Origin of the sequence: Pontibacter beigongshangensis (genome assembly GCF_014332515.1) — a bacterium.
Taxonomy (GTDB): Bacteria; Bacteroidota; Bacteroidia; order Cytophagales; family Hymenobacteraceae; genus Pontibacter; species Pontibacter beigongshangensis.
On the sequence record NZ_VFSD01000030.1, the window covers coordinates 22,526 to 48,696 of the forward strand.

A 26,171-nucleotide genomic window follows, 5' to 3' on the forward strand; every position below is an offset into this window, starting at 1 on the left:
AAGGCTAAATTTTATGGAGATAAGCCATAAGCCGGAAAAAAACTGCTTACTTCGTGTGGCATATATTAATAATTTTAACTAACATGCGTAAGTAGCAAGCTATTGTTTAAGACCAGAATTCTTACCATATGATAACCACGCAAACGCCCACAAACCAGAAAGCTATGACGGTTACCCGCACGTTTGACCTCTTAAGCCATCAGCTCCGAAAATACCCACAGCCCGACTGCCTGGCTGCAAAAGTGGACAATAATTGGCAAAAATACAGCACGCAGGATGTGCAGGATAAAATAAACCAGGTTAGCCTGGGGCTCCGCAAATTAGGCATCGGCAAAGACGACAAAGTTGCCATTATCTCTTTTAACAGGCCGGAGTGGGTGCTGGTAGACTTTGGTATTCAACAGCTGGGCGCTATCAGTGTGCCCATGTACCCGACCATCACGATAGAGGATTACCGGTTTATTTTTAACGATGCGGGCGTCAGCATTGTGTTTGTGGCCGATAGCTCGCTGTATAACAAAGTGTCGGCGGCAACAGAGGGCATGAGCAGCATTCAGGGCATCTACACCTTCGACGAGGTGTCGGGAGCCAACCACTGGAGCGAAGTGACCAGGTTGGGTGAGCAGGAAGACCCCGAGGAACTGGAGCCGCTTAAAGCAGCCGTTGCACCAGACGATATCCTGACCATTATCTACACCTCAGGCACGACAGGCAACCCCAAGGGCGTTATGCTGACGCACAACAACCTGGTGAGCAATGTGATGGGAGTGGTGCCATTCTTACCTGTAGACCACAGGCACCGTGCGCTGAGTTTTCTGCCGCTCAGCCACGTGTTTGAGCGCATGCTGCTCTACCTGTATGTAAATGCCGGCGTTTCTATCTACTATGCCGAAAGCATCGAGAAGGTGGGCGATAACCTGAAAGAAGTGAAGCCGCATGTGTTCTCTACCGTGCCGCGCCTGCTCGAGAAGGTGTACGACAAGATCGTGGCCAAAGGAATGGAACTGAGCGGCATTAAGCGCAGGCTCTTTTTCTGGGCACTGGAGCTGGGGCTTAAATACGACACCCAGAAAGACCAGGGCTGGTGGTACAACAAGCAGCTGGAGCTGGCCAACAAACTTATTTTCAGCAAGTGGCGCGAAGCCCTGGGTGGTAATATCATTGCCGTAGTATCGGGTGGTGCTGCCCTGCAGGAGCGGCTGGCACGGGTGTTCTGGTCGGCGCAGATCCGGGTAATGGAAGGCTATGGGCTAACAGAAACATCACCTGTGATAACCGTGAACCGCTGGGAGCCCGAAAATAACATGATAGGCACGGTGGGGCCCGCCATAAATGGGGTTGAGGTGATGATAGATCCGACAGATGGCGAGATCCTGACGCGCGGCCCGCACATCATGAAGGGCTACTACAAACAGCCTGAGCTTACCAATGAGGTGATAGACCAGAATGGCTGGCTGCACACCGGCGACATTGGCGAGATGATAGACGGCAAGTACCTGAAAATAACAGACCGCAAAAAAGAGATGCTCAAAACCTCGGGCGGCAAGTATATAGCTCCGCAAATGATCGAGAACAAGCTGAAAGAGTCGGTCGTGATTGAGCAGGCCATGGTGGTGGGCGACGGGCAGAAATATGCCGCCGCGCTCATCGTGCCCTCTTTCTTAGGCCTTCAGGATTACTGCCAGTTTAAGGACATTCCCTACACTTCCGACGAAGAGATGATCACAAAACCGGAAATACTCGACAAGTTCCAGCGTGAAATCGATAAGGCAAATGAGCAGCTGGCCCAGTTCGAGACCATTAAAAGATTTAAGCTGCTCTCTATGCCCTGGACGATAGAGAGTGGTGAGCTTACCCCCAAGTTGAGTGTGAAGCGGCGCGTTATCACCACCAATTACGCCGACCAGATCAACAGCCTGTATGAGGGAAGCCGGTAGGGCAGCTACCAGGCTGTGATCAAATTATTTGAATGGATTTGGCCCTCCGGAGGCGAAAACAGACATAGCACTTTTCGAAAGTTAAGGGTTAAATTATGTTTTCCGGTTCATCCTCAAATTCCACAGTCAACCATTTTTTAACAACCAGCAATTATTTGAATGAAAACGGCCTTCCGGAGGCATGTGGATCACAAAAAGCAGGAGCCTCGCCCATACAGCGGGGCTCCTGCTTTTGTAAGCTTCTTTACTTTTTTGCAGAAAGCAAATTTCTGCCACGCTGCCCCGTGTGCCCGCCACCAAGCTGGCGGCGGAGAATATTTCGCTAAAAATAGTATGCAAGCATAACATTTATTTTTATATTTGGTATAACCACAGTAAGACTATGAAGCCAGAAGAAACCGTAGATTATAATGTGAAAGTGTGCTGGCATGCCATCTCACGTATGTATAACACGGAGGCAGGTAAAAATGGCATCACCACGTCCATCGGGTTTGTGCTGTTGAACATAAACCAGGAAACCGGCACGCCAGCCACTAAAATTGCGCCGCTTCTGGGCCTGGAAGCCCGGAGCCTTACCCGCATCCTGAAAAGTATGGAAGAAGACGGACTTATTTACAAAGTCTCGGATGACAAGGACAAGCGGCTGGTGCGTATTTTTTTAACGGAGAAGGGGCTGGAGAAAAAAGAGGTGTCGCGGCGTACGGTAAAGCACTTTAACCACAAAGTGCGGGAAGAGATTCCGGAGGATGAATTGCAGGCTTTTTTTCAGGTGTGCAGCAAGCTCATCCATATGGTAGAAAACAAGGATATTTTCTGAGAACCTGTTCTGCTGTTTTAGAGGGTTGCCAGCCTCAACACAGAAGGCTGCTGTCAGCACATTTTAGTTACCAATAAATCAGAAAGTCTTGTGCCTTGTGCCGTGATACTTATGACTTTTAATTAGGATATCATTCAAATTTCTATGAAAAGAATCATTAAAAAAGTAGCCGTGCTTGGTTCCGGCGTAATGGGCTCGCGCATTGCCTGCCACTTTGCCAACATAGGGGTGCAGGTGCTGCTGCTGGATATTGTGCCAAAGGAGCTGACACCCGAAGAGCAGGCCAAAAAACTTACTACCGATAGTACGCAATTCCGGAACCGGATTGTGAACAGTTCGCTCCAGGCCGCCATTGCGTCGAACCCGTCGCCGCTATACCGCAAGTTCGATGCGAGACTTATCCAGACCGGCAACTTCGAAGACGATATGAAGGAAATATCCACGGCCGACTGGACCATTGAGGTGGTGGTGGAGAACCTGAAAATTAAGAAGCAGGTGTACGAGCAGGTGGAGCAGTACCGCAAACCCGGCACGCTTATCTCCTCCAACACCTCTGGCATTCCTATTCACCTGATGCTCGATGGCCGCTCCGACGACTTTCGGAAACATTTCTGCGGTACCCACTTTTTTAACCCGCCGCGCTACCTCAAGCTGCTAGAGATTATCCCGACTCCGGAGACAGACCAGGAGGTGGTCGATTTCCTCATGCACTACGGCGACCTGTACCTGGGCAAAACTACGGTACTGGCCAAAGACACACCGGCCTTTATCGCCAACCGGATAGGCATTTATGCCATTATGCAGGGCCTGCAGGTCATGAACAAACTGGGCCTGAATGTAGACGAAGTAGACCGGATTTCCGGTCCGATCATTGGTCGTCCTAAGTCCGCTACCTTTAGAACCCTGGATGTGGTTGGTTTGGATACCCTGGCGAACGTAGCAAATGGCCTATACCAGACAGGTGAGAAAGACGAATCCAGAGAGCTGTTTAAGCTGCCGGATTACCTGCAGAAGATGGTGGAGAACAAATGGCTGGGCGATAAAACCGGGCAGGGATTCTATAAGAAGACAAAAGACGCCACCGGCAAAACAGAGATCCTAACCCTCGACCTGCAAACGCTGGCGTATGGTCCGAAGCAGAAAGCCAGATTCCAGAGCCTGGAAGTGCTTAAGCCAATAGAGGACCTGAAGAAGCGTATAAAAGCATTTTCCGGGCAGACAGATAAGGCAGCTCAGTTCTTCAATGAGTCTCTGTACGGCTTGTTCCAGTACGTGAGCAACCGCATTCCGGAAATCTCTGACGAACTATACAGAATAGATGATGCGATGCGTGCCGGCTTTGGCTGGGAATTGGGCCCGTTCGAGTATTGGGATGCCATTGGCGCCCGCGAAGGCGTGCAGCGCATGACAGAGGCAGGTTACGCACCGGCCGCCTGGGTAGAGGACATGCTGCAGCACGGCAAAGAATCTTTCTACTTGGTAGAAAATGGCCAGCGCCGCTACTACGATATTCAGACGCACGAATACAAAGCCATACCAGGAGCCGAGAACTTTATCATCCTGAACAACCTGCGCAGCAACAAACTAGTCTGGAAAAACAGCGGTGCCAGCCTGATCGATCTGGGCGATGGTATCCTGAACGTGGAGTTTCATACCAAGATGAACACCATGGGTGGCGATGTGGTAGCAGGCCTGCACAAAGGCATAGAGCTAGCTGAGAAAGAGTTCAGAGGCATGGTAGTCGGTAACGATGCCGCCAACTTCTCGGCCGGGGCCAACGTGGCGCTTATTTACATGTATGCCATTGAGCAGGAATACGACGAGATCAACTTCATGATCAAGCAGTTCCAAGACACCATGATGCGGATGCGCTATTCTGCCATTCCGGTTGTTGGTGCCCCGCATGGGCTTACGTTAGGCGGTGGCTGCGAACTGAACCTGCACTGCGACCACATACAGGCAGCCGCCGAAACCTACATGGGGCTGGTGGAGTTCGGCGTTGGCCTGATTCCAGGAGGTGGCGGAACCAAGGAAATGACGTTGCGGGCCTCTGAACTGTACGAAGATGGCGACATAGAGCTGAACACGCTCAAGAACATTTACCTCAACATCGGCATGGCCAAAGTTTCTACCTCCGCAGCAGAGGCTGTAGAGTTGGGTTATATGCGCGCTGGCGATGGCATCACCATTAACAGCAACCGTTTGCTGGCCGATGCCAAGGCGCAGGCTATTCTGCTGGCCGAGAGAGGATATACAAAACCGGTTCCGAAAACCAATATTAAAGTCCAGGGCAGAAGCGCTTTGGGTATGTTCCTGACCGGAGCCAATGCCATGATGACTGGCCGCTACATATCGGAGCACGACCGGAAAATTTCGGAAAAGCTGGCTTACGTGATGTGCGGTGGCGACCTGTCGGCTCCCACCGAGGTAAGCGAACAGTACCTGCTGGACCTGGAGCGTGAAGCTTTCCTGTCGCTGACAGGCGAGCGCAAAACGCTGGAACGCATCCAGAGCATCCTGACAACCGGCAAGCCGCTCAGGAATTAAAGAACAGTTGCCTTACGGCAACCAATAATTTAACAATTCAGAAATTCAACAAGTAAAAATATGAACAATGCCTATATCGTAGCCGGATTTCGCAGTGCCGTAGGAAAAGCACCTCGCGGCGTTTTCCGATTCACCCGACCCGATGACCTGGCCGCCGACGTGATCAAGCACCTGCTGGCCGCCGTGCCGGAACTGGACCCGGAGCGGGTAGACGACCTGATTGTGGGCAACGCTGTGCCGGAGGCGGAGCAGGGGCTCCAGATCGGGCGCATGATCTCGCTGCTGTCGCTACCTATGTCAGTGTCGGGCATGACGGTTAACCGCTATTGCGGCTCCGGCATCGAAACCATTGCCATGGCCTGCAACCGCATTCAGGCGGGTATGGCCGATTGCATTATAGCCGGTGGCACAGAGTCGATGTCGATGGTGCCGACCGCTGGCTGGAAAACAGTGCCCAATTACAGAATCGCCAAAAACAACCCCGACTGGTACCTGAGCATGGGCCTTACGGCAGAGGCCGTTGCCAAGGACTACGACGTTACCCGCGAAGACCAGGACGAGTTTGCTTACCAGTCGCACCAGAAGGCGCTGAACGCTATTGCCAATGGCTACTTTAAAGACCAGATTGTGCCGATTACGGTGGAGGAAACCTACGTAGACGAAAACGGCAAAAAGAAAACCCGCAGCTATGTAGTAGACACCGACGAAGGGCCAAGAGCTGACACGTCGCTGGAGCGTCTGGCAAAGCTGAAACCTGTATTTGCGAATGGCGGAACGGTTACAGCCGGTAACTCCTCCCAGACCTCAGATGGGGCCGCTTTTGTGCTGGTCATGAGCGAGCAACTGGTAAAGGAACTGAACCTGGAGCCGATCGCCCGCCTCATTAGCTATGGCACCGGCGGCGTAGACCCACGCATTATGGGCATGGGCCCCATTGCCGCCGTTCCGAAGGCCTTGAAGCAGGCTGGCCTGAAGCTCGCTGACATAGACCTGATAGAGATGAATGAAGCCTTTGCGGCACAATCTGTAGCCGTGATGCGCCACCTCGATTTTGACCCAGCCAAGCTGAACGTAAGCGGTGGAGCCATCGCCCTCGGCCACCCGCTTGGCTGCTCCGGTGCCAAACTAAGCGTGCAGCAGTTCAGCGAACTGCGCCGCCTGGGCAAAAAATACGGTATTGTAACAGCCTGTGTAGGAGGTGGACAGGGTGTGGCTGGGGTGTATGAACTCCTTCGGTAGATGTTAGAAGCTAGATTTTAGATATTAGACTTTCCTTATGCATAGTTTTAAAGATCTTAAAATCTGGCAACGTTCAATGGATTTGGCAAAAGTAGTTTACGAAACTACAGCCAATTTCCCCTCGAACGAGAAGTATGGACTAACATCTCAGATAAATCGTGCGGCTGTTTCAGTGCCATCTAATATAGCAGAAGGGGCAGGAAGAAATTCAACTAAAGAGTTTGCTCAGTTTTTAAGCATAGCACTTGGCTCTGCTTTTGAGTTAGAAACACAATTGATTTTAGCTCATTCCTTTGGGTTGATAAGTAAAGCCTCACTCGAATCAATTCTACAGCAGCTTGAACAGATTCAGAAGATGATCTATGGCTTTAAAAACTCCATTTTAAAAAAAATCTAGCATCTAAAATCTAGCATCTAAAATCTTAAGTAATATGGCAGAAAACAAAGCAACTAGCATCAAAGGCGGGGAGTTCCTGATAAAGGAAACCAGTCCGCAGGATGTGTTTATACCCGAAGAGTTTAACGAGGAGCAGCAGATGATGGCGCAGACCTGCCGCGACTTTGTGCGCGAAGAGGTGCTGCCGCTGCTCGACCGCCTCGACAACCACGAGGAGGGCCTGATGGAGAACCTGATGAAGAAAGCAGGGGAACTTGGGCTTTTCGCTGTCTCTATTCCGGAAGCCTATGGCGGCCTGAACATGGATTTTAACACTGCCCTGTATGTAACCGAGGCAGTAGGTGGCGGGCATTCTTTTCCGGTGGCCTTTGCGGCCCATACCGGCATTGGCATGCTGCCTATCCTGTATTTCGGAACGGAGGCGCAGAAGGAAAAGTATGTACCCAAACTGGTAACCGGTGAATGGATGTCGGCCTACTGCCTGACGGAGCCGGGCTCCGGTTCTGATGCCCTTGCTGCTAAATCGAAAGCGGTGCTGAATGCAGCAGGCACGCACTATATCCTGAACGGGCAGAAAATGTGGATCACCAACGCCGGTTTTGCCGATGTGTTTATCGTGTTTGCGCAGATAGATGGCGATAAGTTTACGGGCTTTATCGTGGAAAAAGATTTTCCGGGCCTGAGCCTCGGCAACGAAGAGCACAAAATGGGTATCAAAGGCTCCTCTACGCGGCAGGTGTTTTTTACCGATTGCCAGGTGCCGGTAGAGAACGTGCTCGGAGAAATCGGGAAAGGTCACCTGATCGCCTTCAACATTCTGAACATCGGGCGTGTAAAATTGGGTGCCGCTACCCTGGGAGCCGCTAAAAGAGTGGCTGACCTGTCGGTGAAGTATGCCAATGAGCGGCACCAGTTCAAGCTGCCTATCGCTAAGTTCGGCGCCATCCGGCACAAGCTGGCGGAACAGGCCATCCGGATCTTCGCCATGGAATCGGCCCTTTACCGGGTCGGCATGGACATCTTCAGAACAGAGCAGGAATTGCTGGCAGCAGGTAAAGCCGAGAACGAGGCCATGCTCGGAGCCGCTCAGGAGTTTGCCGTGGAATGCGCTATATTGAAGGTGGAAGGCTCTGAAGTGCTGGATTATGTAGTGGACGAAGGCGTGCAGATCTACGGCGGCTACGGCTACTCTGCCGACTACCCCATGGACCGCGCCTACCGCGACTCCCGCATCAACCGCATTTTTGAGGGCACCAACGAGATCAACCGCATGCTCACCGTAGATATGATCCTGAAAAAAGCCATGAAAGGCGAACTAGACCTGATGGGCCCGGCCCAGTCGGTGCAGCAGGAACTGATGGCCATTCCGGATTTCGGTGCGGAGGAAGAAGGCTTGTTCGCAGCGGAGCACAAAGCCATCCGCAACCTGAAAAAAGCTGTTTTGCTGGTGGCCGGAACAGCCGTGCAGAAGTATATGAACTCGCTTGCCAAAGAGCAGGAGGTGCTCATGAACATCTCTGATATGGCCATTAAAACCTATGTGGCAGAATCTGCGCTGTTGCGCGTGGAGAAACTGGTAAGCCAGAAAGGCGAAGAGGCAGTAGCCAACCAGATCGACATGGTGCGGGTAGTAGTAAACGATGCCGTTGATACTGCTTTTAAGGCAGGCAAGGAAGGTATTGCCGCCATGGCCGAAGGCGATGAGCAGCGCCTGCTGTTCATGGGCCTCAAGCGCTTCACCAAAAAAGACCTCTACAATACCAAAGAAGCCCGTCGCCGTATAGCAGCAGCTTTGATCGAGGCAAACGAGTACATCTACTAAGCCGTTACTTGATTCAATAGCAGGAAAGGCTGGCCCGTTTGAGCCGGCCTTTTCTGCTTTCAGGCATTTTCGGCAGCAGCAGCTATAGCTCCGGAGGGGCATTTTCATTGGAATAATTTGATTGCTGGTTGCTAATTGCTACTTGTTAAATGGTTGATCTGGAAAGTTGAAGATGAATGGCCAGTGCAGGCATTAGAAAAAATTGCTGGGCATAGTTTCCGACTACGCCCAGAGAAGACTTGTGTCTTGTGTACTTTTTAGAAAGCAGCAAAGCGCTCTGGAGGGGCAATTTTATTGGAATAATCTGACCAAAAGCGCTTATTGTAAGAAAACACATCCTCCGGTTTTATACGCATTTCTGCGTATGCAAAACCCCCATTTTCCTGAGGCTCACGATAACAAAAATACAGTTGCCGTATGTATAACCCAGCAGAAACAGTAGCAAAAACATATGGGAGCAACGTGTCTGATACCAGTGTATAATGAAAGGGACCGGATTGCACAGGTTCTGGAGGTGGTGACAAAGGTAAAGAATATTGACCAGGTGATGTGTGTGGACGATGGATCCACAGACGGAACTGGCGACTTTATCAGGCAATACTGGCCTGCGGTGCAGGTGGTGGTGCTCCCTTATAACCAGGGAAAGGCGGCTGCCATAGATCATGGGCTGCGCTGGGTGAAAAATGAGGCTGTTTTGCTGATGGATGCCGACCTGCGGGGACTAAACGCAACAGAACTGGAGAAGGCCGTTGCAGCATTCTTAGATTTTAGAACAGTAGATATGCTGATCCTGCGACGCATGAACTCCCCCTGGTTCGTGAAATTTTACCGGAGCGATATCCTGCTTTCCGGCGAAAGACTTGTGAGGAAAAAAGACCTGGAGCAGGTACTGTCGGGCCAGGTGCAGCGCTACCAGCTGGAGGTGGCCATCAACAACTACATGCTGCGCCACCACAAGCAGGTGCGCTGGTTGCCATGCTCAGCCCTTAACACCTACAAAGTGAAAAAATGGGGCAGGCTCGATGGCTCCTACAAAGAACTGAAGATGTATGCCGATATTGTGGCCTATGTAGGGCTGCTGAACATGGTGCTGCAACTTACATCTTTCGCCACTAAGCGCCTCGACACAGGAGGAAATACAGGTGCTGCATCAAAAACCTATCGTGCTATCTTAGGGTAAGCCGAAGCAGCTGTAGGCTGCCAGGCGCCTTGCTTGTTCTGGCCACAACTGCCAGCTCTTTTTCAGTGAGCCAGGCGGTAAAGGCCTTGATGTAAGGTATCTCTTTGCCTTTGGCTATTTGCAAGCCTAGCACAACAGGTGCTTTGGCAGAGCCGTTTGTAGCATTAATAGAGCGGAGGTACAGGTCATGTTTACCATTTAGCTGTTCCAGCGTGAGGAGCTGCAGCGTATTGCCGCTCAGGTTGGCTTTGTACGAAATACCCGAAAAGCCCTGCGTGGCCGGTGCCTCCTGCTGCTTCATCACCACAGAGTTCCAGGCGAGGTTCAGCACATCGTTGTACCCGAACAGGTGCAGCTCCAGCCCAAAGTAGGGTGCGTTCTCGCCGCCTGCCGCAAATTTTTTCTCCGCTATTACGATCAATCGGTTGTCGGGAGTAAGCAACAGTTCCGACAGGTAGATGTCTTCCAGCCGTTTTGCCACTACTCCTTTCGCTCTGCCCATGTTGTTTACGCTCTCCAAGTAGGGCGGCGTAAACTTAAATTCTTCCGCAAAAATCATTTCCTCTGCTTCAAAGTCGAACTTAATTGTTCTGAGGCTGTGGTAGATCGCTGTTTTCTCATCGGCTGTGATTACGGTCCCGAACAATTTTCCATCAGGCATTAGTTTATACTTGCCATCCAGAATATAAAGCTTGTTGCCGCCTGCCGCTCCTCCAGCCAGCACCGATAAGCTTTTCGGGGCTGAGCCGGCCAGGGTATATCTTCGTACCGTCAGGCGCTGCATGTTGTCCGAGATCAGGCTCACGTACTGGTCGCCGTTGCTGCTGAGCTGGATGTCGGCAGAGAGAATGGTGGTTAAGTCGCCGAGGGCATAGCTGGTGTCTTTTATTTTGGTTAACCGGTTGTCGTAGAGGTGCCCTTTTATGCTGGTGATATGCTGGTTCTGGTCTGTCTGGTAGTGGTAGGCCAGCAGTCGTGCCCCATCTTCGGAGGCTGCCACATTGGCTTTTCTGAACGACATGGGCGCTTCGAGCAGCATCAGGCTTTTTTCGGTGGTTCCGGTGGCCAGGTTCACCAGGTGCCCGTGCAGCTGCTGAGAGCCCTGCCCGTTGTCGCGGTGCGTTATCACCAGGGCTGCCTCAGCAGTTTTTATAAAAGCGATAACAGTTTCGAAGCCTGCCACCGGCACAGGGGCGCTCCAGGCTTTTTTATGGTTTGCCGTATACTTCTCCACTCTATATCCGTCCGATTCCTGCCTATGCAGCACCACAAACTCGGAGGCATTTAAGGCCAGGGTCTTGTGCGTTATCTGTTCGTTATAAACATCTTCTGTAGGGTCGAGGGTATAGGCAAATGGTGCCGAAGCTTTTATTCTGGCCTGCGCCATGGCAGGGGAGGCTGGTTGGAGCACATAAAGTAGCGGGAACATTAAAGCAAAAAGTGTTTTCACAGTTCAGGGGCTTGGGTTTAAAACGATGGGGAAATTAAGCTGTTAGCCTTATATTATCAACATAAATTTAACAAGGCAGCCAGCAGACAATCAAAACTGCCATTTAGGCTGGTGCCAATCATACCAACGTGCAGGCGATACAGATTATTTGAATAAGGAAAACCTGGAAGATGTGGCTGCCTCTAAAGCTGAGAAAGAGCAGAAGAAAATACTTTCGCAAAACTGTAGGATTAGAGCCCGGTTTCCAGGCAGGCCGTTATCCCGCAGGTTTAAAAATATTTGTTCAAAATGGCACAGTGCTTCCGGTTTTATTTCATGTGGAGGTTGCTGCGGTAACTTATTGCTAGTGAGTGTGTTGCTGAGGTGTTGACTGTTTTATAACAGCAAATTTCTGAGGCAGATATCCTAATTTGGCTAATCATATTAACAAAGTATAACATTTGTTAGTTGATATTTTCGAATCTTTATCTGTACTTTTGTGCTGGCTCTACAACTTTACCTTTACCTTAATCCATGATATGAAGTCTTTACTGAAAGTTTTTGTTTTTGTGGCTTTGATCGTTATTAGTAAAATTACCCGAGAGGCAGATGTTATTGAAATAAAAGCTCCTGCCAGACAAACCCAAGCTGTAGTGGATTATCAGAAGCAAACTGCCATGGCAGATGACATTAAAAAGGAGCGGGCACAAACGGTGCTTAACTAAGGTCTTTAACTGATCCGGCTCCAGTTTACCGTATTCGCACTCAACGACTGAATGTGTTTCCGGATGTTCTGATGCTTATCCTGCTCCAGTTGTGGGTCCTCCTCCAAAATCTGTTGTGCTGCTGCACGTGCTTCCTGTAAGATGGGGGCATCTTTTGCCAGATCAGAAATAAGCAAGTCCAATACCCCGCTTTGCTGCGTTCCCATCAGGTCTCCGGGGCCACGCAGCTTCAAGTCAATATCTGCAATCTCAAACCCGTTGTTGGTACGCACCATCGTTTCGAGGCGTGTTTTGCTGTCTTTGCTCAGCTTGTAGCCGGTCATGAGTATACAGTAGCTCTGTTCGGCCCCACGCCCCACGCGCCCCCGCAACTGGTGCAGCTGCGATAGCCCAAACCGTTCGGCACTCTCTATCACCATCACAGAAGCATTGGGCACGTTCACGCCTACTTCTATCACAGTTGTCGCCACCATGATGTGAGTTTCGTTTTTCACGAAGCGCTGCATCTCGTAATCCTTGTCCTGTGCCTTCATTTTGCCATGCACCATGCTGATCCGAAACTCCGGAAAGGCCCGCTGCACGCTTTCATAACCATCCATCAGGTCTTTGTAGTCCATGCCCTCCGATTCTTCTATGAGCGGGTACACAATGTAGGCCTGCCGCCCCAGCTTTATCTGGTCGCGAATAAACTGGAACACGCGCAGCCGGTGGCTATCGAAGCGGTGCACGGTCACGATCTCTTTCCGGCCGGCCGGCAGCTCGTCTATCACCGACACATCGAGGTCGCCGTACAGGGTCATGGCCAGGGTGCGGGGGATGGGCGTGGCCGTCATCACGAGCACGTGCGGAATAATCTGCGGGTTTTTGCGCCACAGCTTGGAGCGCTGCTCCACGCCGAAGCGGTGCTGCTCATCTACAATGCAGAGGCCCAGGTTTTGGAACTGCACCACATCTTCCAGCAGCGCGTGTGTGCCCACAATCATTTTCATCTCGCCGGAGCGCAGCTGCTCGTGTAGCACCTTGCGCTCCTTTGCTTTGGTGGAGCCGGTTAGCTTGCCCAGCAGGATGCCCAGGCTATCGGCAAATTTTTTCAGACCCTGGTAGTGCTGGTCGGCCAGGATCTCGGTAGGGGCCATCAGTACCGACTGTGCGCCGTTGTCGGCGGCGATGAGCATGGTAATAAAGGCCACAATGGTTTTGCCGCTGCCCACATCGCCCTGCAGCAGGCGGTTCATCTGCTTGCCGGCTGTTAAATCCTTATAAATCTCCTTCACTACCCGCTTCTGCGCATTGGTGAGGTCGAAGGTCATGTGGTTTTTATAAAACTCGTTGAGCGTGGGGATGTTGTTGAAAACCTGTCCTTTAAGTTCCACGCGGCGCACCACGCGCTGGCGCAGCAGCCGCAGCTGAATATAAAATAACTCTTCAAAGGTAAGCCGGAACTTAGCCGATTTGTATTTCTCTGCCGACTCGGGGAAATGGATGTTGAGCAGCGCCTCGCGCTTTCCTATCAGGCGGTAGTGGTCCACAAGGTCAGGAGACAGCGTTTCCTGAATATGCGGAGCCGCCATATTGAGCAGCACCTCCATCAGTTTGGCAATGGTTTTGCTTTCTACCCGGAAGCTTTTAAGCTTTTCAGTGGTATTGTAAACCGGCTGCAGAAAAGCGTTAGTTGGCTTCTGCTCAGTTACCTCCTCCAGCTCGGGGTGGGCTATGTTGTAGCGGCCGTTGAACTCTGTCGGCTTTCCGAACACGATGTAGTCGGTGTGGTTCTTGATTGCCTTCTCCACCCATTTCACACCCTTGAACCAGACCAGTTCCAGTTCGCCGGTTTCGTCTGCCAGCCTTGCTGAGAGGCGTTGCTTGCGCCCTTCGCCTAAAATTTCCTTACCCCGCAGCCGGCCCTTTACCTGCACATACGGCAGCGAGTCGTCGAGCTCGGCAATTTTGTAAAACTGTGTGCGGTCGAGGTAGCGGAAGGGGTAGTGCTGAATTAGGTCGCCGTAGGTAAAAATGCCCAGCTCCTTTTGCAGCAGTTCTGCCCGCTGTGGCCCCACGCCTTTCAGAAATTCGATCTTGGTATGGAAAAAGTTGCTCAAGGCAGTTCAGGCAGTTTTGGTGAGGGTTTGACTCTTGTACGATAACAAAGATAAAAGAGGAAGGGCAAAAGACCTTATCCGGTCAGGCTTTTGTGCCAGCCGGTGGAGCAACAGCTGCTGTAATCTATGTTTCTGAAATTATTCTAATGGAATTGCCCCTCCGGAGCTTTTGCTGCTGCTGCTCCTGCTTAAAATTGTAGAAGCCAGATTCTAGACTTATTATCTGAATCAGGATTTAAGGATAGACAGGAAGTTTGTCCGTTTTTTATGTGCTTCCCTCACTAGGCTTAGTTTCCGACTACGCCTTTTTATATTGGTTAGTCTGTGACTAACCTCGCTGCCTGAGCAGCGAAAAACTGCAGTAGCAGACGCAAAATCTAAAATTGGCAATGCGTGTAGGTTGCTTCTGTGAAGCAAAGGTAGTCGGAGACTACCTGACATAAAAAGGGCGTAGTCGGAAACTACGCCCAGCGCCTGGTTTTAGCCTTCACTAGCCATTCATCTTCAAATTAACAATTTAACAATTAAACCATTTAACTATCAACAACTAACAAATCAACAATCAAAAACCAACCATCAGCAATTATTCGAATGAAAACAGGCCTCCTGAGCCTTTGCTGCTGCCCTTACTTAAATTCCAGTGTGTTGAGCAGGTGCACGATGTCCTTTTTCATGAACTCGATAACGGGGGCCAGGGAGTCGTTTTGGGTGGCTGTCCGGAAGTAGAGGGCGCCACGCAGAAAGTGAGTGGTGGTATCGGTTACGTAAAACTGGAACTGGCTGGGCACCTCGCCTGCCAGCTCAAACACATAGGCATGGTCACCCTGAGGCGTTTTCATCTCTGTCTCTTCTATAGAGTAAGCCTTTACCTGGTGCTTGGAAGTAAGCTTCCGGGCATCTTCTACCAGGTTGTCGAGCACTTTGGGGTTGTTGTGGAGCGCTTTGTAGGTTAGCTGCACATTGGCGCCAAACTTAGGGTAGATGATGGTGATCCAGTGCGGTTGCGCAATAGAGGAGGAGTCGGGCCTTATTTTGGCGTATTTCGAGTACTCAAACGTGTAAGGGTGCTCCTCCTGCAGCTGCTGGTAGGCGGGCTCCGGCAGGTCTATGCGGTTGTATCCTTTGGGTTTGGGTGTGTATTCTGCTCCGCAGGCCACCATGGCAGCGGCCATCAGGCACCATAAAAAGGCTTTAAGACTAACTGGCTCGCTGGTAAACTTCTTTTTTGCTTGTGACATTAATCTTAATTCGCTTTACACGTTTAATGTCCGCCGACTCTATGGTGAAATGAAAACGCCCCTGCGATACTGTTTCGCCTACGCGCGGCACCCGGCCAAAAAACGAAACCATGAGTCCGGCTATGGTCAGAGCATCTGATTTTGCTTCGTTAAAGGCATCGAAAGGGATCTCTGCTATTTTGCAAAAGTCGTGCAAAGATGTTTTACCATCAAATATAAACGTATTTTCATCGAGCTGCGAATAGATTATCTCCTCATCGTCGTCAAACTCATCGTTTATTTCTCCTACTATTTCTTCTACCACGTCTTCGAGGGTCAGCAGGCCGGTGGTAGCGCCTGCCTCATCTACTACAATGGCCATGTGCACGTGCTTGTCCTTAAAATCGTCCAGAAGCTCGGAAATATGTTTTTCCGCTGTTACCCGCAGGGGGGTACGGATGAGGTGCTGCCACTTAAAGTCGGGTCCTTCGTTTATGTGTGGCAGCAGATCTTTGATGTACAGGATGCCTTCTATATTATCTTTGCTGTGCGCATACACAGGCACTCTGGAGTAGCCCCACTTCAGGATCTGAGGGAGCAGTTCGGGTATGGTGGCATTTTTGTCAAAAGCCACAATATCTTTGCGCTGACGCATAATTTGCCCCACCGTAATGCTGCCGAAGTTTACGATACCCCGCAGAAGCTTGCGCTCTTCCGGCGACGTTTCTTCATTAACCAGGGCCATGTCGAGGCTATGGTGCAGCTCTTGGATAGAATAGTGGTAAGATTTAGACAGGTAATGTTTCTCTATATAGGCGCTGATCCCCATAAGCGCGCCGGAGAGCGGCTCCAACAACTCCTGCAGCAGGCTGATGGCGGGAGCCGTTTTACGGGCAATAGCAGCGCCCCGCTTGTTGGCATAGATCTTAGGCAGTACCTCTCCAAAAAACACGATCGAAAAAGTTGCCACCAGCATGCAGCCTATAATGGCCGCCGCAGACAACGACCGGGTGCCAGACAACTGCCACGAGATGTAAGCAAACAAGGTAATGATGCTGACATTGATGCCGTTGTTGATGATCAGGAGCGTGGTGAGCAGCTTACGGGGCGTCTGCAGGAGCCTGTAGATTTTCTGTTCGGCCTTAATGCCGCTGTTTCTGTAATTCTCCAGCTCCTTGTCTGAGAGAGCAAAAAATGCTGCCTCTGCACCCGAGGCGAGTGCGGAGAGCAGCAGTAAGAAGAAGCAGGCCATGGTGGCTGCCACATATTCAAAACTGAGTACGGCCGTAATTATTTGTGTAAAATAAGGTGAGCTATAACTCAGGGGGTCTCCGGGGTCTATACTGTCCAAAGTTCAATCGTTAAGTTAAACATCGTTTAAAACGGCAAGTCGTCTGGCTCATCGTTCGAGCCGGCAGGTGCTCCGCCGCTGCCGCTCTGAGGAGAGGCATTGCTGTAGCTGCCTGCCGACGAGGAGGCAGACGACTCCTGGTAGCCGCCATTGCTGCCGCCGTCGCTTCTGCCACCCAGCATGGTCATGTTATCGGCAACAATTTCGGTGCTGTACCGCTGAATGCCCTCTTTGTCCTGATAATTGTTTGATCGGATACGGCCTTCAATAAACACAGACTGCCCTTTGCGGAGGTACTTTTCTGCCACCTCAGCCAGGCCGCGCCAGAGCACAATGTTGTGCCACTCTGTTCTTTCCTGCTTGGCGCCGGTTTTGTCTTTAAATGTCTCGGAAGTAGCAATCGGAAAACGGGCTACAGCTACCCCTCCTTCCAGGTGCCTAACTTCAGGGTCTTTACCTAAATTTCCAATCAGGATTACTTTATTAACACTTGCCATGTGGTGTGATTTTTTTATTTATTAAAACCTGTTTTTGAATATCTAATTAGTGCTAAACAGCTCTGGTTCTGGCAGATGCTGCTCTGCAGGAATTATATAATGTTTTTGCCTGGGCAAAGGTTCAAGATTCTAAATTTACTAAAATTCCGGCATCTATCAAATAACTGCTGATAAGTACCGGCTTTGGCAATGCTTCAATTTCAGCGGCGCTGAAAGCGGCTAATCTTGTTTCCTTCAATACTTCTTCCCTTAAACGGGATTTTGTTTCTATTAGATAGAATCTGGCCGTTATTTTTTGATGGCTAAGCACATGTTTGTAGTCCTTTCGGGGGAGTTGCACCTGCTGCTCCTCTACCTGGAGGCCGCTTTGCTGCAGTTCTTTTACCAGTTCGCCCACAGGCATGTGTTTTTCAGGACTTTCGAACAGGTAAAAATCGTAGAGGCCCTGCCAGATGTCGCCTGCCAGGCGCTTGCGCAGGTAATACTGGTGCTGGTGCCTGAACACGAAGTAGTGAAAAAAACGGGGTTGTGCTGCCTTGGCCTTCGATTTTACGGGCAGTTCCTGCACCATGCCGTGGTTAAAGGCGAAACAAACCTGCTGCAACGGGCAAAACATGCAATCGGGCATGAGAGGGGTGCATTGAATCGCCCCGAACTCCATAATGGCCTGGTTAAAAGTATCCGGTGCATCGGCAGGCACAAGGGAGTCGGCCAGCGCCTGAAATGTTTTGCGGGAAGCAGGCACTGCAATATCATCGGTTATGCCAAAAAGGCGGGCCAATACCCTGAACACATTGCCGTCGAGCACCGCCACCTGCTCCCCAAAAGCAAAAGATGCAATGGCCGCCGCCGTGTAGCTGCCCACACCACGCAGGCGGAGCAACCCGGCATAGTTGTGCGGGAAAATACCATTGTAATCCTGCACCACCTGCCGCGCGGTGTAGTGCATGTTGCGGGCTCTGGAGTAGTACCCGAGGCCCTGCCACAGCCGCAGCACTTCGTCTTCGGAGGCCGCTGCCAGGTCCTGCACCGTGGGGTAGGCTTCTGCAAACCGGAGGTAATAGGGCAGCCCCTGGGCCACACGGGTCTGCTGCAGAATTATTTCAGAAAGCCAGATGCGGTACGGGTCCCGGGTGTCGCGCCAGGGGAGCGCCCGCTTATGCTGCCCGTACCAGCGGATCAGGGCAAAAGAAATAAAGTTTGGATCGATACTTGCCATGTAGAGCCTGTGGTGTTTTTGCCTTTCAGCCTGCAAATTGCTAATTAAGAAGCTGATAACCTGTTTTTATTCTCCAGAAAATGCTGGAATGGAGTAAAAAGAGCATTGATTAGAAAATGTTTTCAGTAATTTTAGCCTTGCTAGCGTTTTGCAGCCTTGCACCAAAGATATGGAGTAACACCCTGAAAGGGTACCTGAAACGGAGTAGGTTTGCCCTGAAGTTCTGGTGGGCACAGTGCGCATGGTAGCTACGATAACAGACATTGCATAACAAAATATTGTAAGAAGCAGAACGTTAGGGAAGGGGGAATACCTTTCGTGGCACAGGAATTGTGTTGTAACATTAAGCAGGAAGCCAGGGAGATATCGCAGCTCTAAGAATTTAACACTAAAGCTTTTACTTGTCAAAAAGAAGGGCTACCTTTGTGCCCCGAAAATCCCTGAAAAGCCAGGAATTCTTGCCAGTTGTATCAAGAAAATCATATTATTGTCAATTTATAAATTATAAGAAAGTGACTAAAGCAGAAGTAATATCAGAGATTGCTGATAAAACAGGGATTGATAAAACTGATGTGCAATCCACGATTGAGGCTTTTTTCAAGGTTGTGAAAGACTCAATGGCGAATGGTAACAACATCTATGTGAGAGGTTTTGGTAGCTTTGTAAATAAGAAGCGAGCTAAAAAAGTGGCTCGTAATATTTCGAAGAACACATCCATCATCATCGACGAGCATTTTATTCCCAGCTTTAAGCCGTCGAAAACATTTATTCAGAAGATTAAGAACAGTAAAAAAATCAAAGAATTAGCGCATTCTTAATTCTTTTGTATCTTTGCGGTTCTGAAATAGTTCATTTGTAATCAATTAGCTTAGGTGAAAAGAATGTCCCGGTCTCAAATACTAGTTATAGTGGCGGCTCTTGCCATAGTAGCCGTTCTGTTCTTTTTGCCTAAGGTAGTTGTTAACGAGGAAGATAAGGAAAGTTTTACAAAAACTGAATCATCTCTGCCAGAAGGGCATTCTGAAGACGATGGGCATGACCACGGCCCCGGAGCAGCTGATGTGCACATGACGGCAAGCCCGGAGCAACTGCTGGAACTGGCCACTGTACGGGCCCGTTTTAACAAAGCAGGCGATGACCAGACCCGTAGCCGGGTGGCTGCTGAGCTGGCTGAAGCTTATACCACGGTGCACAAGTACGATAGTGCCGGCTATTACTATGAACTGGCCGCTAATGCCCGCCCAGGCGAGAAAAGTTTTAAGCGGGCCGGCGACAGCTATTTTGAAGCGTTCACCTATGCCCCTTCACAGGGCAGGGCCAGTGAGCTGGGAGCCAAAGCGCGTGCCATGTACGAACAGGTGCTGAAGAACAACCCATCGGAACTTGATTCGAAGACAAACATTGCCATGACCTACATCGCCACTGATAACCCGATGCAGGGCATTAGCCTGTTGCGGGAGGTGATTACGGCAGACCCGAATAACCAGAAAGCGGTGTTTAACTTGGGCTTGCTATCCATGCAGTCGAACCAGTACGATAAAGCCGAAGAACGTTTCCGTAAGCTCGTTTCTATCAATCCGGAGCATGTGGAGGGTACGTTTTACCTGGCGGTATCGCTGGCTAAAACAGGGCAGAACGAGGAGGCAATTACTTACTTTAACAAAGTGAAAACCCTGAGCAACGACCCGGCGCTCGCCACCTCTGTAGACGAGCACCTGGCAGAACTGAAGTAGCAAAAGAAATTATTCATAAAATTAAAACATTAACATTATGCCTTGCGGAAAAAAAAGAAAACGCCATAAGATCGCGACCCACAAAAGAAAGAAGCGTCTAAGAAAAAACAGACATAAGAAGAAGTAATTTCTTCTGAATAATTTGAGGCCCACATTGCTCAGGCGATAGTGGGCTTTGGTCTATACATACAATTAATTTAAGACAAATTGAGTAATGAATTAATCATTAATTCTACTCAAGATGGGGAGCGCATCGCGCTATTGCAGGATAAGAGACTAGTAGAGTTTCACCACGAGAAAAAAGACACGAACTACATCGTTGGTGATATTTTTCTGGGTACTGTAAAAAAAGTGATGCCCGGTCTTAATGCTGCTTTTATCGATATAGGCTACCAGAAAGATGCTTTTTTGCATTACCATGACCTGGGGGCCAATATTAAAACGCTTAACAAGTTTATAAAAGTAGCCCAGACGCAGAAGAACGCTTCTCCAAAACTTAACCAGTTAAAATTTGAGCCTGAGATAGACAAACTCGGCAAAATAGCTGACGTGCTCAAAAAAGGGCAGCAGCTGTTGGTCCAGATTGTAAAAGAACCTATTTCTACCAAAGGGCCCCGCTTATCCTGTGAGCTTTCTCTGGCAGGGCGATACCTGGTACTCGTGCCGTTCTCAAACACGGTAAGCGTATCCAAGAAGATCGTCAGCAAAGAAGAGCGTACGCGCCTCAAGCGCCTGATCATGTCGATCAAGCCGGAGAACTTTGGCGTTATCATCAGGACGGTGGCCGAAGGGCGTGAAGTGGCAGAACTCGACCGAGATCTGCGCAACATGCTCGACAACTGGGATGAAGGTTTTATAGCGCTGAAAACGGCTAAAACTAGCGATAAAGTTATCGGGGAGTTAGGCCGTTCTTCTTCCATTTTGAGAGATTTGCTAAACGAAAGTTTTGACAACATAATAGTGGATGATGTCCAGCTTTATGAAGAGATCAAAACATACATCGGCAGCATTGCACCAGATAAACTTAGAATTCTGAAGCACTATGCCGGTAAGACAAAAACCTTCGAACACTTTAACATCGAGAAACAGCTCAAAGCTGCTTTCGGCAAAACAGTAACTATACCAGGTGGCGGGTACCTGGTAATAGAGCATACTGAAGCGCTGCACGTGGTGGATGTGAACAGTGGGAACAAATCTAATACCGAAACCGATCAGGAGGCAACTGCCCTGCATGTAAACATGATGGCTGCCCGGGAAGTGGCCAGACAGCTTCGCCTCCGGGATATAGGTGGTATCATTGTAGTAGACTTCATCGACATGAAGTCGCCCGAGAACCGACAGCGTATATACGAGGTTTTCAAAGAGGAACTGAAGAAAGACCGCTCCAAATCGACAGTTCTGCCCATATCAAAATTCGGCCTGATGCAGATTACCCGTCAGCGTGTAAGGCCGGAGCAAAATATTATAACCGGTGAGGTTTGTCCTACTTGTGGCGGCACCGGAAAAATTACCGCCAGTATTCTGGTAACCGATGAAATAGACGCAGCGGTAGACGACCTGCTGACGAGCCACAACCATAAAAGTCTGGAACTGTATGTGCACCCGTTTGTGTATGCTTATTATACCAAAGGCATCATTTCGAGGCAAGCAAAATGGTTCTTTAAGTATTTTAAATGGGTTAAATTGGTAAAAGACACATCGCTTGGTCTTACCGATTTCAAAGTTATGGACGAGCGGGGAGATGAGATAGAACTGCGTTCGGCCTTTGCCGAACTAAATGACGTATCAGAACCTGAAGAAGTAATAATACCTTAAAAAGAAAAGAGCCGCGCCTTTATCAGGCGCGGCTCTTTTCTTTTTAAGGCTGTAGCGGTTTAGAACTTTACACCAAAGTCAAGGTTGATCACGTTGTTCTTTACGGATATATTTCTGTCGCTGAAAAGCTTTTCATAATAATCGTCTATATCTGACAGGCCCCTGTGATAAGAAACGCCGGCCAGCAGCTTCGTGCTTTGCCCCAGCGTAAATTCTACCCCAGTGCCCAGTAAAGCGTCTATTTCAAAAATGTTGAAGCGCTTGATCATTTTTTCGTTGTTGATGATCTTTTTGTCATTTACCTCAGCAGAAACCTTGGTATTTAAGGCCGTTCCTACCTGCACGTACAGTATCGTGCCTGGCGCTATTTCGTTTGTGAACAGCTTTAAGGTGACGGGCAACTGAAGATACTGAATGGAAACATTGTCGGAACCGGAGGTGCTGACGGTGCCACTGTTGTGGGTGTAGGTAATTTTACCGCCCTTGGTACGGTAGAACAAGCCGGTGCTGATGGCATAGTTCTGCGAAAAGAAATAATCGGCAATTACGCCCACACCAAATCTCAGGTTATTACTGTTACGGAAGTTGTAGGCGTCCTCAGCAACAAATCTGTTGCCGGCAATATTGGGCGATAGCTGGACACCTATCTCTATTTGAGCGGAGGCGCTGAGCCCAAAACATAAAAACATCAGTACTAGTGATAACTTCTTCATTTGCATAGTTTAAATTAAAAGATAAAGATACTCTAAAAGGATTAACCCCGTATTTTTGCACAAATATATAATAGAATGTATTACAGACTACTCATACTAGTAACACTTCTTTTTGTTTCTGGCTGCAGGAAAAACACCTGCGGAATACCCGAAGGGGCTGAAAAAGTGCCGGTGCAGGTTGAAATAGAGCGTTTGGAAAAGCGATTTTTTCAGGATACCAGCAGGCAGGGCATCGCAGCATTTATAAAAAGCCACCCTGATTTTGCAGAGAAGTTTTTCGGTAGGGGCCAGCTTCGCTCAGATTCTGTTCTGATTAACGCCCTGCATGGCCTGGCTACTAACCTGGAGCTCCGGAAATTGGGCCAGGAGGCAGAGTCTCGGTTTGGCGACATGCAGACAGAGCGGCAGCAGCTTGAAACAGCCTTTAAAGTGATCAAGTATTACTACCCTGATTTTGTGGTGCCCGAGGTAAAGACCTTTGTGTCGGGCCTGAGCCGCGATTTTCTGATAACAGACAGCCTGCTGGTGCTGGGCCTAGATTTTTTTATTGGTAAGGACGCCAGCTACCGGCCCGATGTGTATGAGTATATACTGAAGCGCTACGAAAGGCCTAATATGCTGCCTACGGCCATGCTGCTGCTCTCCAACCAGTTTAACCAGACCAGCCAGACAGAGCGCAACCTGCTCGCCGAGATGATTAATACCGGCAAGGCCTATTATTTTGTGGAGTCGGTAATGCCTTGCACCGCCGACTCGGCCATAATAGGGTACAGCAGGAAAGAGATTGCAGAAGTGCGCCACAACGAGCCAAAAGTATGGGCCCATTTTATAGAGAAGGAACTGCTCTATGAAAAGAACCCCTTCCTGATTACCAAGTATGTGGGCGAGCGGCCCAACACGCCCGAAATAGATGCCACAGCCCCCGGCCGCATAGGCACCTGGGTGGGCTGGCAAATTGTGCGCAAGTACATGGAGCGGAACCCCAACATAACACTCCCTGAGCTGATGGCCGAAACAGATCATCAGAAGATCTTCAACGAGGCGAAGTACAAGCCCCGGAAGTAAAGCCTTTAAGTTAGAGAGTTAAAAAGGTAGAGAGGTAGAAAGTTAAATTAATAATATGCCATCTATGAATGACAGAGAAGCAGCTGTTTTAGTAAAGGAAATCTTTACTAAAATAGAGCAAGCAAATTCTATTGAGCAAATTAATAATATCGTGTCTGAAACTGCCGAATTATGGAAGAATAGAATGGATGAGATCAGCTATCCTAAAATAGTTTATAATATTACCCGTTCGGAGATTGAGGAATTAAAGAAAAATAATATAATAACTGAAGATGGAAAATTATCCGAGGAGATATCATCCGGTGAGTTGGATCCCTTAACGAAATTACTGTATGCCATTGTCTGGAAAAACGGCGATTTGAAAAAGGTTAAACATATAATTCAGGGGATAACTTCTGAGCAAGATGATAACAAAGATGATGGACTAGTTTTCTATCAATTCGGGAAATACTTAACTAAAACCATTGGAGAGCCTATCATTGATCAACATGTAATTAGAGCATTTGGAGTTTTTTCATCAATGAGTAATGACTCAGAAATTAAAAGGCTCAGAAGGCTTTCGATAATTACGAAAAAAGAAAAGGCGTATATATATGCATATAAAGAATGGTTGAATTCCTCTGTGCTTAAGGAAGACTTGAAAAATATAAAGGATTATTCTTACTACATAGATAAGGTCTTGTTCGCAGTTGGAAAAACTATAAAAGCTAAGCTATAATGGCTAAGATGTTTAATGAGTGAACCCTGATTCCTGCCGCTGAATTATTCTAATCAAAAAGCCCCTCCTGAGCTTCTTTACCTGCTGCTGTTGCTGCTGCACAAGTAACCTAATCCTGATACGAGAACCTTACGCTTCGCCATGCGCATTACGCTACTGCACCAACACCACCACAACCCCGACTGCCCCGCCACCTGCCGGCACTATACCTTTATGGGGGCACTGGCGCAGCGGCACCAGATTCGCCTGATCACGAGCAGCGCCTGGCGGCAGCACAGCATAACTCATGCCTACAGCTGGGTGCCGGAGGGGGTGGAACTACACGAGTGCGATGTGCCTTATAAAAATAAAATGAACGTGTCCCAGCGGCTGTTCTCTTACAGCCGTTTTGCGGCCTATTGCCTCACCAAAGGCTTGGCTGGCCCCGCCCCAGACATTATATGGGCCGTTTCTACGCCGCTTTCCACACCCTGGGTGGCGGCGCGGGTAGCGGCCCTGCGCAGAGTGCCATGGGTGTTTGAGGTGCAGGACCTGTGGCCATCGTTCCCGATTACCATGGGGGCCGTAAAAAACAAATGGCTCCAGCGCAGGCTTTACCAGCAGGAGCGGAGCCTCTACCACAGTGCCAGCCATATTATCACCCTTTCTCCCGATATGACCGATTATGTGGCCAGCCTGGGCGTGGCACGGCATAAAATAACGACCAACCTCAATGGCACTGATTTGCACCTGGCGCAACAGGTAACAACAGAGCAGGTAGAGACACTAAGGCAGCAACTGCAGTTACAGGGCAAGCAGGTGGTGCTGTATGCCGGCACGTTTGGCCGCGCCAACGACATACCTGGTATTCTGAGAGCAGCTGCCGCCCTGGTTCCGGAAAGCCAGATACAATTTGTATTTACCGGCGGAGGCTATTACGAGCCGCAGGTGCAGGAACTGGCCCGGAAGCACACCAACCTGACGCTGGTGCCCCCATTGCCCCGGCACCAGGTGTTTGCGCTCTTTAAGCTAGCCACGGTGTCGCTGGTTACTTTTAACGACCTTCCGGTGCTGGCCACCAATTCGCCCGCCAAGTTTTACGACAGCCTGGTATGCGGCACCCCTGTTATCGTGACCAACCCCGGCTGGACTAAAGCTTTTGTAGAGCGGTTTGGCTGTGGCTGGTATGTGCCTGCCGAGAACCCGGCGGCTTTGGCACTAACCATAAAGCAGGCGCTTGATGACCAGGAGGGGTTAAGGGCGGCAGGAGCCAGAGGAGCCATGGTGGCCAAAAAGCAATTCGACCGGCTTAACCTGGTGCTTGAGGTGGAGGATGTGCTGAAGCGGGCCGCGAAATAGGAAACTCTCCGGTTTCGTGTACGGCTGCTTTTCAGGCTCATAACCTGCAGGAGCGGCAGGACCTCCGGAGGGGCCTTTTCATTAGAATAATTCAGGCACAGCAGTTGAGTTACCTTTTACAGTTACTCAACTGCTGTGCCTGAACTGCATTACACCTGAAATTAAAGGCTGAGTGATTTACCACTCCGGCAATACCGCAGTAATCGTACATTTTCGTTCTCTTTAAAACTTCTGAACAATACAAGGTTCTGATTGTTAGGTAAATATTGAAGTTTAAAGAGTTGGTGATTTCCTTTCCTGAAATTCTGGCACG

At 49.6% G+C, this 26,171-nt stretch carries 21 protein-coding genes; 14 read left to right on the forward strand and 7 right to left on the reverse strand.

Annotated features, from left to right (window positions below; genetic code table 11):
* Nucleotides 1–164 precede the first annotated feature (164 nt).
* The 7 genes from FJM74_RS20195 (at nt 165) to FJM74_RS20225 (ending at nt 9,939) form a co-directional block, all read left to right on the forward strand.
* Nucleotides 165–1,937 carry an AMP-dependent synthetase/ligase gene (locus tag FJM74_RS20195; protein ID WP_187264484.1) on the forward strand — a complete coding sequence of 591 codons (1,773 nt, stop codon included), beginning with the start codon at nt 165–167 and terminating at the stop codon, nt 1,935–1,937.
* Nucleotides 1,938–2,319: 382 nt separating this feature from the next.
* Nucleotides 2,320–2,754, forward strand: a complete 435-nt coding sequence (locus tag FJM74_RS20200) for a MarR family winged helix-turn-helix transcriptional regulator (protein WP_187264454.1) — start codon at nt 2,320–2,322, stop codon at nt 2,752–2,754.
* Nucleotides 2,755–2,898: 144 nt separating this feature from the next.
* Complete coding sequence (locus FJM74_RS20205; protein WP_187264455.1) at nt 2,899–5,301, forward strand: 3-hydroxyacyl-CoA dehydrogenase/enoyl-CoA hydratase family protein; 2,403 nt, start codon at nt 2,899–2,901, stop codon at nt 5,299–5,301.
* A gap of 60 nt (nt 5,302–5,361) precedes the next feature.
* Nucleotides 5,362–6,540: an acetyl-CoA C-acyltransferase gene (locus FJM74_RS20210; RefSeq protein ID WP_187264456.1), complete on the forward strand. Its 1,179-nt coding sequence runs from the start codon at nt 5,362–5,364 to the stop codon at nt 6,538–6,540.
* Nucleotides 6,541–6,577: 37 nt separating this feature from the next.
* Nucleotides 6,578–6,937: a four helix bundle protein gene (locus FJM74_RS20215; RefSeq protein ID WP_187264457.1), complete on the forward strand. Its 360-nt coding sequence runs from the start codon at nt 6,578–6,580 to the stop codon at nt 6,935–6,937.
* A gap of 34 nt (nt 6,938–6,971) precedes the next feature.
* The gene (locus FJM74_RS20220; protein WP_187264458.1) at nt 6,972–8,759 is read left to right on the forward strand and encodes an acyl-CoA dehydrogenase family protein; all 1,788 of its coding nucleotides are present in this window, start codon (nt 6,972–6,974) and stop codon (nt 8,757–8,759) included.
* 451 nt (nt 8,760–9,210) lie between these two features.
* A complete protein-coding gene (locus tag FJM74_RS20225; protein WP_187264459.1) occupies nt 9,211–9,939 on the forward strand; it encodes a glycosyltransferase family 2 protein in 729 nt (242 codons plus the stop codon).
* Here FJM74_RS20225 and FJM74_RS20230 read toward each other — a convergent pair.
* On the reverse strand, nt 9,926–11,389 hold the full coding sequence (locus FJM74_RS20230; protein WP_187264460.1) for a hypothetical protein: 1,464 nt from the start codon (nt 11,387–11,389) through the stop codon (nt 9,926–9,928). The genes FJM74_RS20225 and FJM74_RS20230 overlap by 14 nt on opposite strands.
* A gap of 440 nt (nt 11,390–11,829) precedes the next feature.
* Between FJM74_RS20230 and FJM74_RS20235 the strand changes: the two genes are divergently transcribed.
* Nucleotides 11,830–12,093 (forward strand): hypothetical protein, encoded by a 264-nt coding sequence (locus FJM74_RS20235; protein ID WP_187264461.1) that lies wholly within the window; start codon nt 11,830–11,832, stop codon nt 12,091–12,093.
* 5 nt (nt 12,094–12,098) lie between these two features.
* Here the strand turns inward: FJM74_RS20235 and recG are convergent, their stop codons facing one another.
* The 5 genes from recG to mutY form a co-directional block, all read right to left on the reverse strand.
* Complete coding sequence (recG, locus tag FJM74_RS20240; protein WP_187264462.1) at nt 12,099–14,192, reverse strand: ATP-dependent DNA helicase RecG; 2,094 nt, start codon at nt 14,190–14,192, stop codon at nt 12,099–12,101.
* A 626-nt stretch (nt 14,193–14,818) separates the two neighbouring features.
* Nucleotides 14,819–15,364, reverse strand: a complete 546-nt coding sequence (gene gldD / locus FJM74_RS20245; protein ID WP_187264485.1) for a gliding motility lipoprotein GldD — start codon at nt 15,362–15,364, stop codon at nt 14,819–14,821.
* Between the two features lie 25 nt (nt 15,365–15,389).
* Nucleotides 15,390–16,760 carry a gliding motility-associated protein GldE gene (gldE, locus tag FJM74_RS20250; RefSeq protein WP_241739271.1) on the reverse strand — a complete coding sequence of 457 codons (1,371 nt, stop codon included), beginning with the start codon at nt 16,758–16,760 and terminating at the stop codon, nt 15,390–15,392.
* 26 nt (nt 16,761–16,786) lie between these two features.
* Entirely contained in the window at nt 16,787–17,257 is a 471-nt protein-coding gene (locus tag FJM74_RS20255) for a single-stranded DNA-binding protein (protein ID WP_187264463.1), read from the reverse strand.
* Between the two features lie 121 nt (nt 17,258–17,378).
* Nucleotides 17,379–18,476 carry an A/G-specific adenine glycosylase gene (gene mutY, locus FJM74_RS20260; RefSeq protein WP_187264464.1) on the reverse strand — a complete coding sequence of 366 codons (1,098 nt, stop codon included), beginning with the start codon at nt 18,474–18,476 and terminating at the stop codon, nt 17,379–17,381.
* 458 nt (nt 18,477–18,934) lie between these two features.
* Between mutY and FJM74_RS20265 the strand changes: the two genes are divergently transcribed.
* From FJM74_RS20265 to FJM74_RS20275, 3 genes are all read left to right on the forward strand, one after another.
* Nucleotides 18,935–19,294: an HU family DNA-binding protein gene (locus FJM74_RS20265; protein ID WP_187264487.1), complete on the forward strand. Its 360-nt coding sequence runs from the start codon at nt 18,935–18,937 to the stop codon at nt 19,292–19,294.
* Between the two features lie 63 nt (nt 19,295–19,357).
* Nucleotides 19,358–20,209, forward strand: a complete 852-nt coding sequence (locus tag FJM74_RS20270; RefSeq protein WP_187264465.1) for a tetratricopeptide repeat protein — start codon at nt 19,358–19,360, stop codon at nt 20,207–20,209.
* A 207-nt stretch (nt 20,210–20,416) separates the two neighbouring features.
* Nucleotides 20,417–22,024, forward strand: a complete 1,608-nt coding sequence (locus FJM74_RS20275; protein WP_187264466.1) for an Rne/Rng family ribonuclease — start codon at nt 20,417–20,419, stop codon at nt 22,022–22,024.
* Nucleotides 22,025–22,083: 59 nt separating this feature from the next.
* On the opposite strand, the gene FJM74_RS20280 is transcribed toward FJM74_RS20275, so the two are convergent.
* Complete coding sequence (locus tag FJM74_RS20280; RefSeq protein ID WP_241739272.1) at nt 22,084–22,737, reverse strand: porin family protein; 654 nt, start codon at nt 22,735–22,737, stop codon at nt 22,084–22,086.
* Nucleotides 22,738–22,812: 75 nt separating this feature from the next.
* On the opposite strand from FJM74_RS20280, the gene gldB reads away from it, so the two are divergent.
* The 3 genes from gldB to FJM74_RS20295 all read left to right on the forward strand — a co-directional run bounded on the left by gldB (nt 22,813) and on the right by FJM74_RS20295 (nt 25,858).
* Nucleotides 22,813–23,802: a gliding motility lipoprotein GldB gene (gene gldB, locus FJM74_RS20285; RefSeq protein WP_187264468.1), complete on the forward strand. Its 990-nt coding sequence runs from the start codon at nt 22,813–22,815 to the stop codon at nt 23,800–23,802.
* A 64-nt stretch (nt 23,803–23,866) separates the two neighbouring features.
* Nucleotides 23,867–24,520 (forward strand): hypothetical protein, encoded by a 654-nt coding sequence (locus FJM74_RS20290; RefSeq protein ID WP_187264469.1) that lies wholly within the window; start codon nt 23,867–23,869, stop codon nt 24,518–24,520.
* A gap of 141 nt (nt 24,521–24,661) precedes the next feature.
* Nucleotides 24,662–25,858: a glycosyltransferase family 4 protein gene (locus tag FJM74_RS20295; RefSeq protein WP_187264470.1), complete on the forward strand. Its 1,197-nt coding sequence runs from the start codon at nt 24,662–24,664 to the stop codon at nt 25,856–25,858.
* The last annotated feature ends 313 nt before the right edge of the window (nt 25,859–26,171 follow it).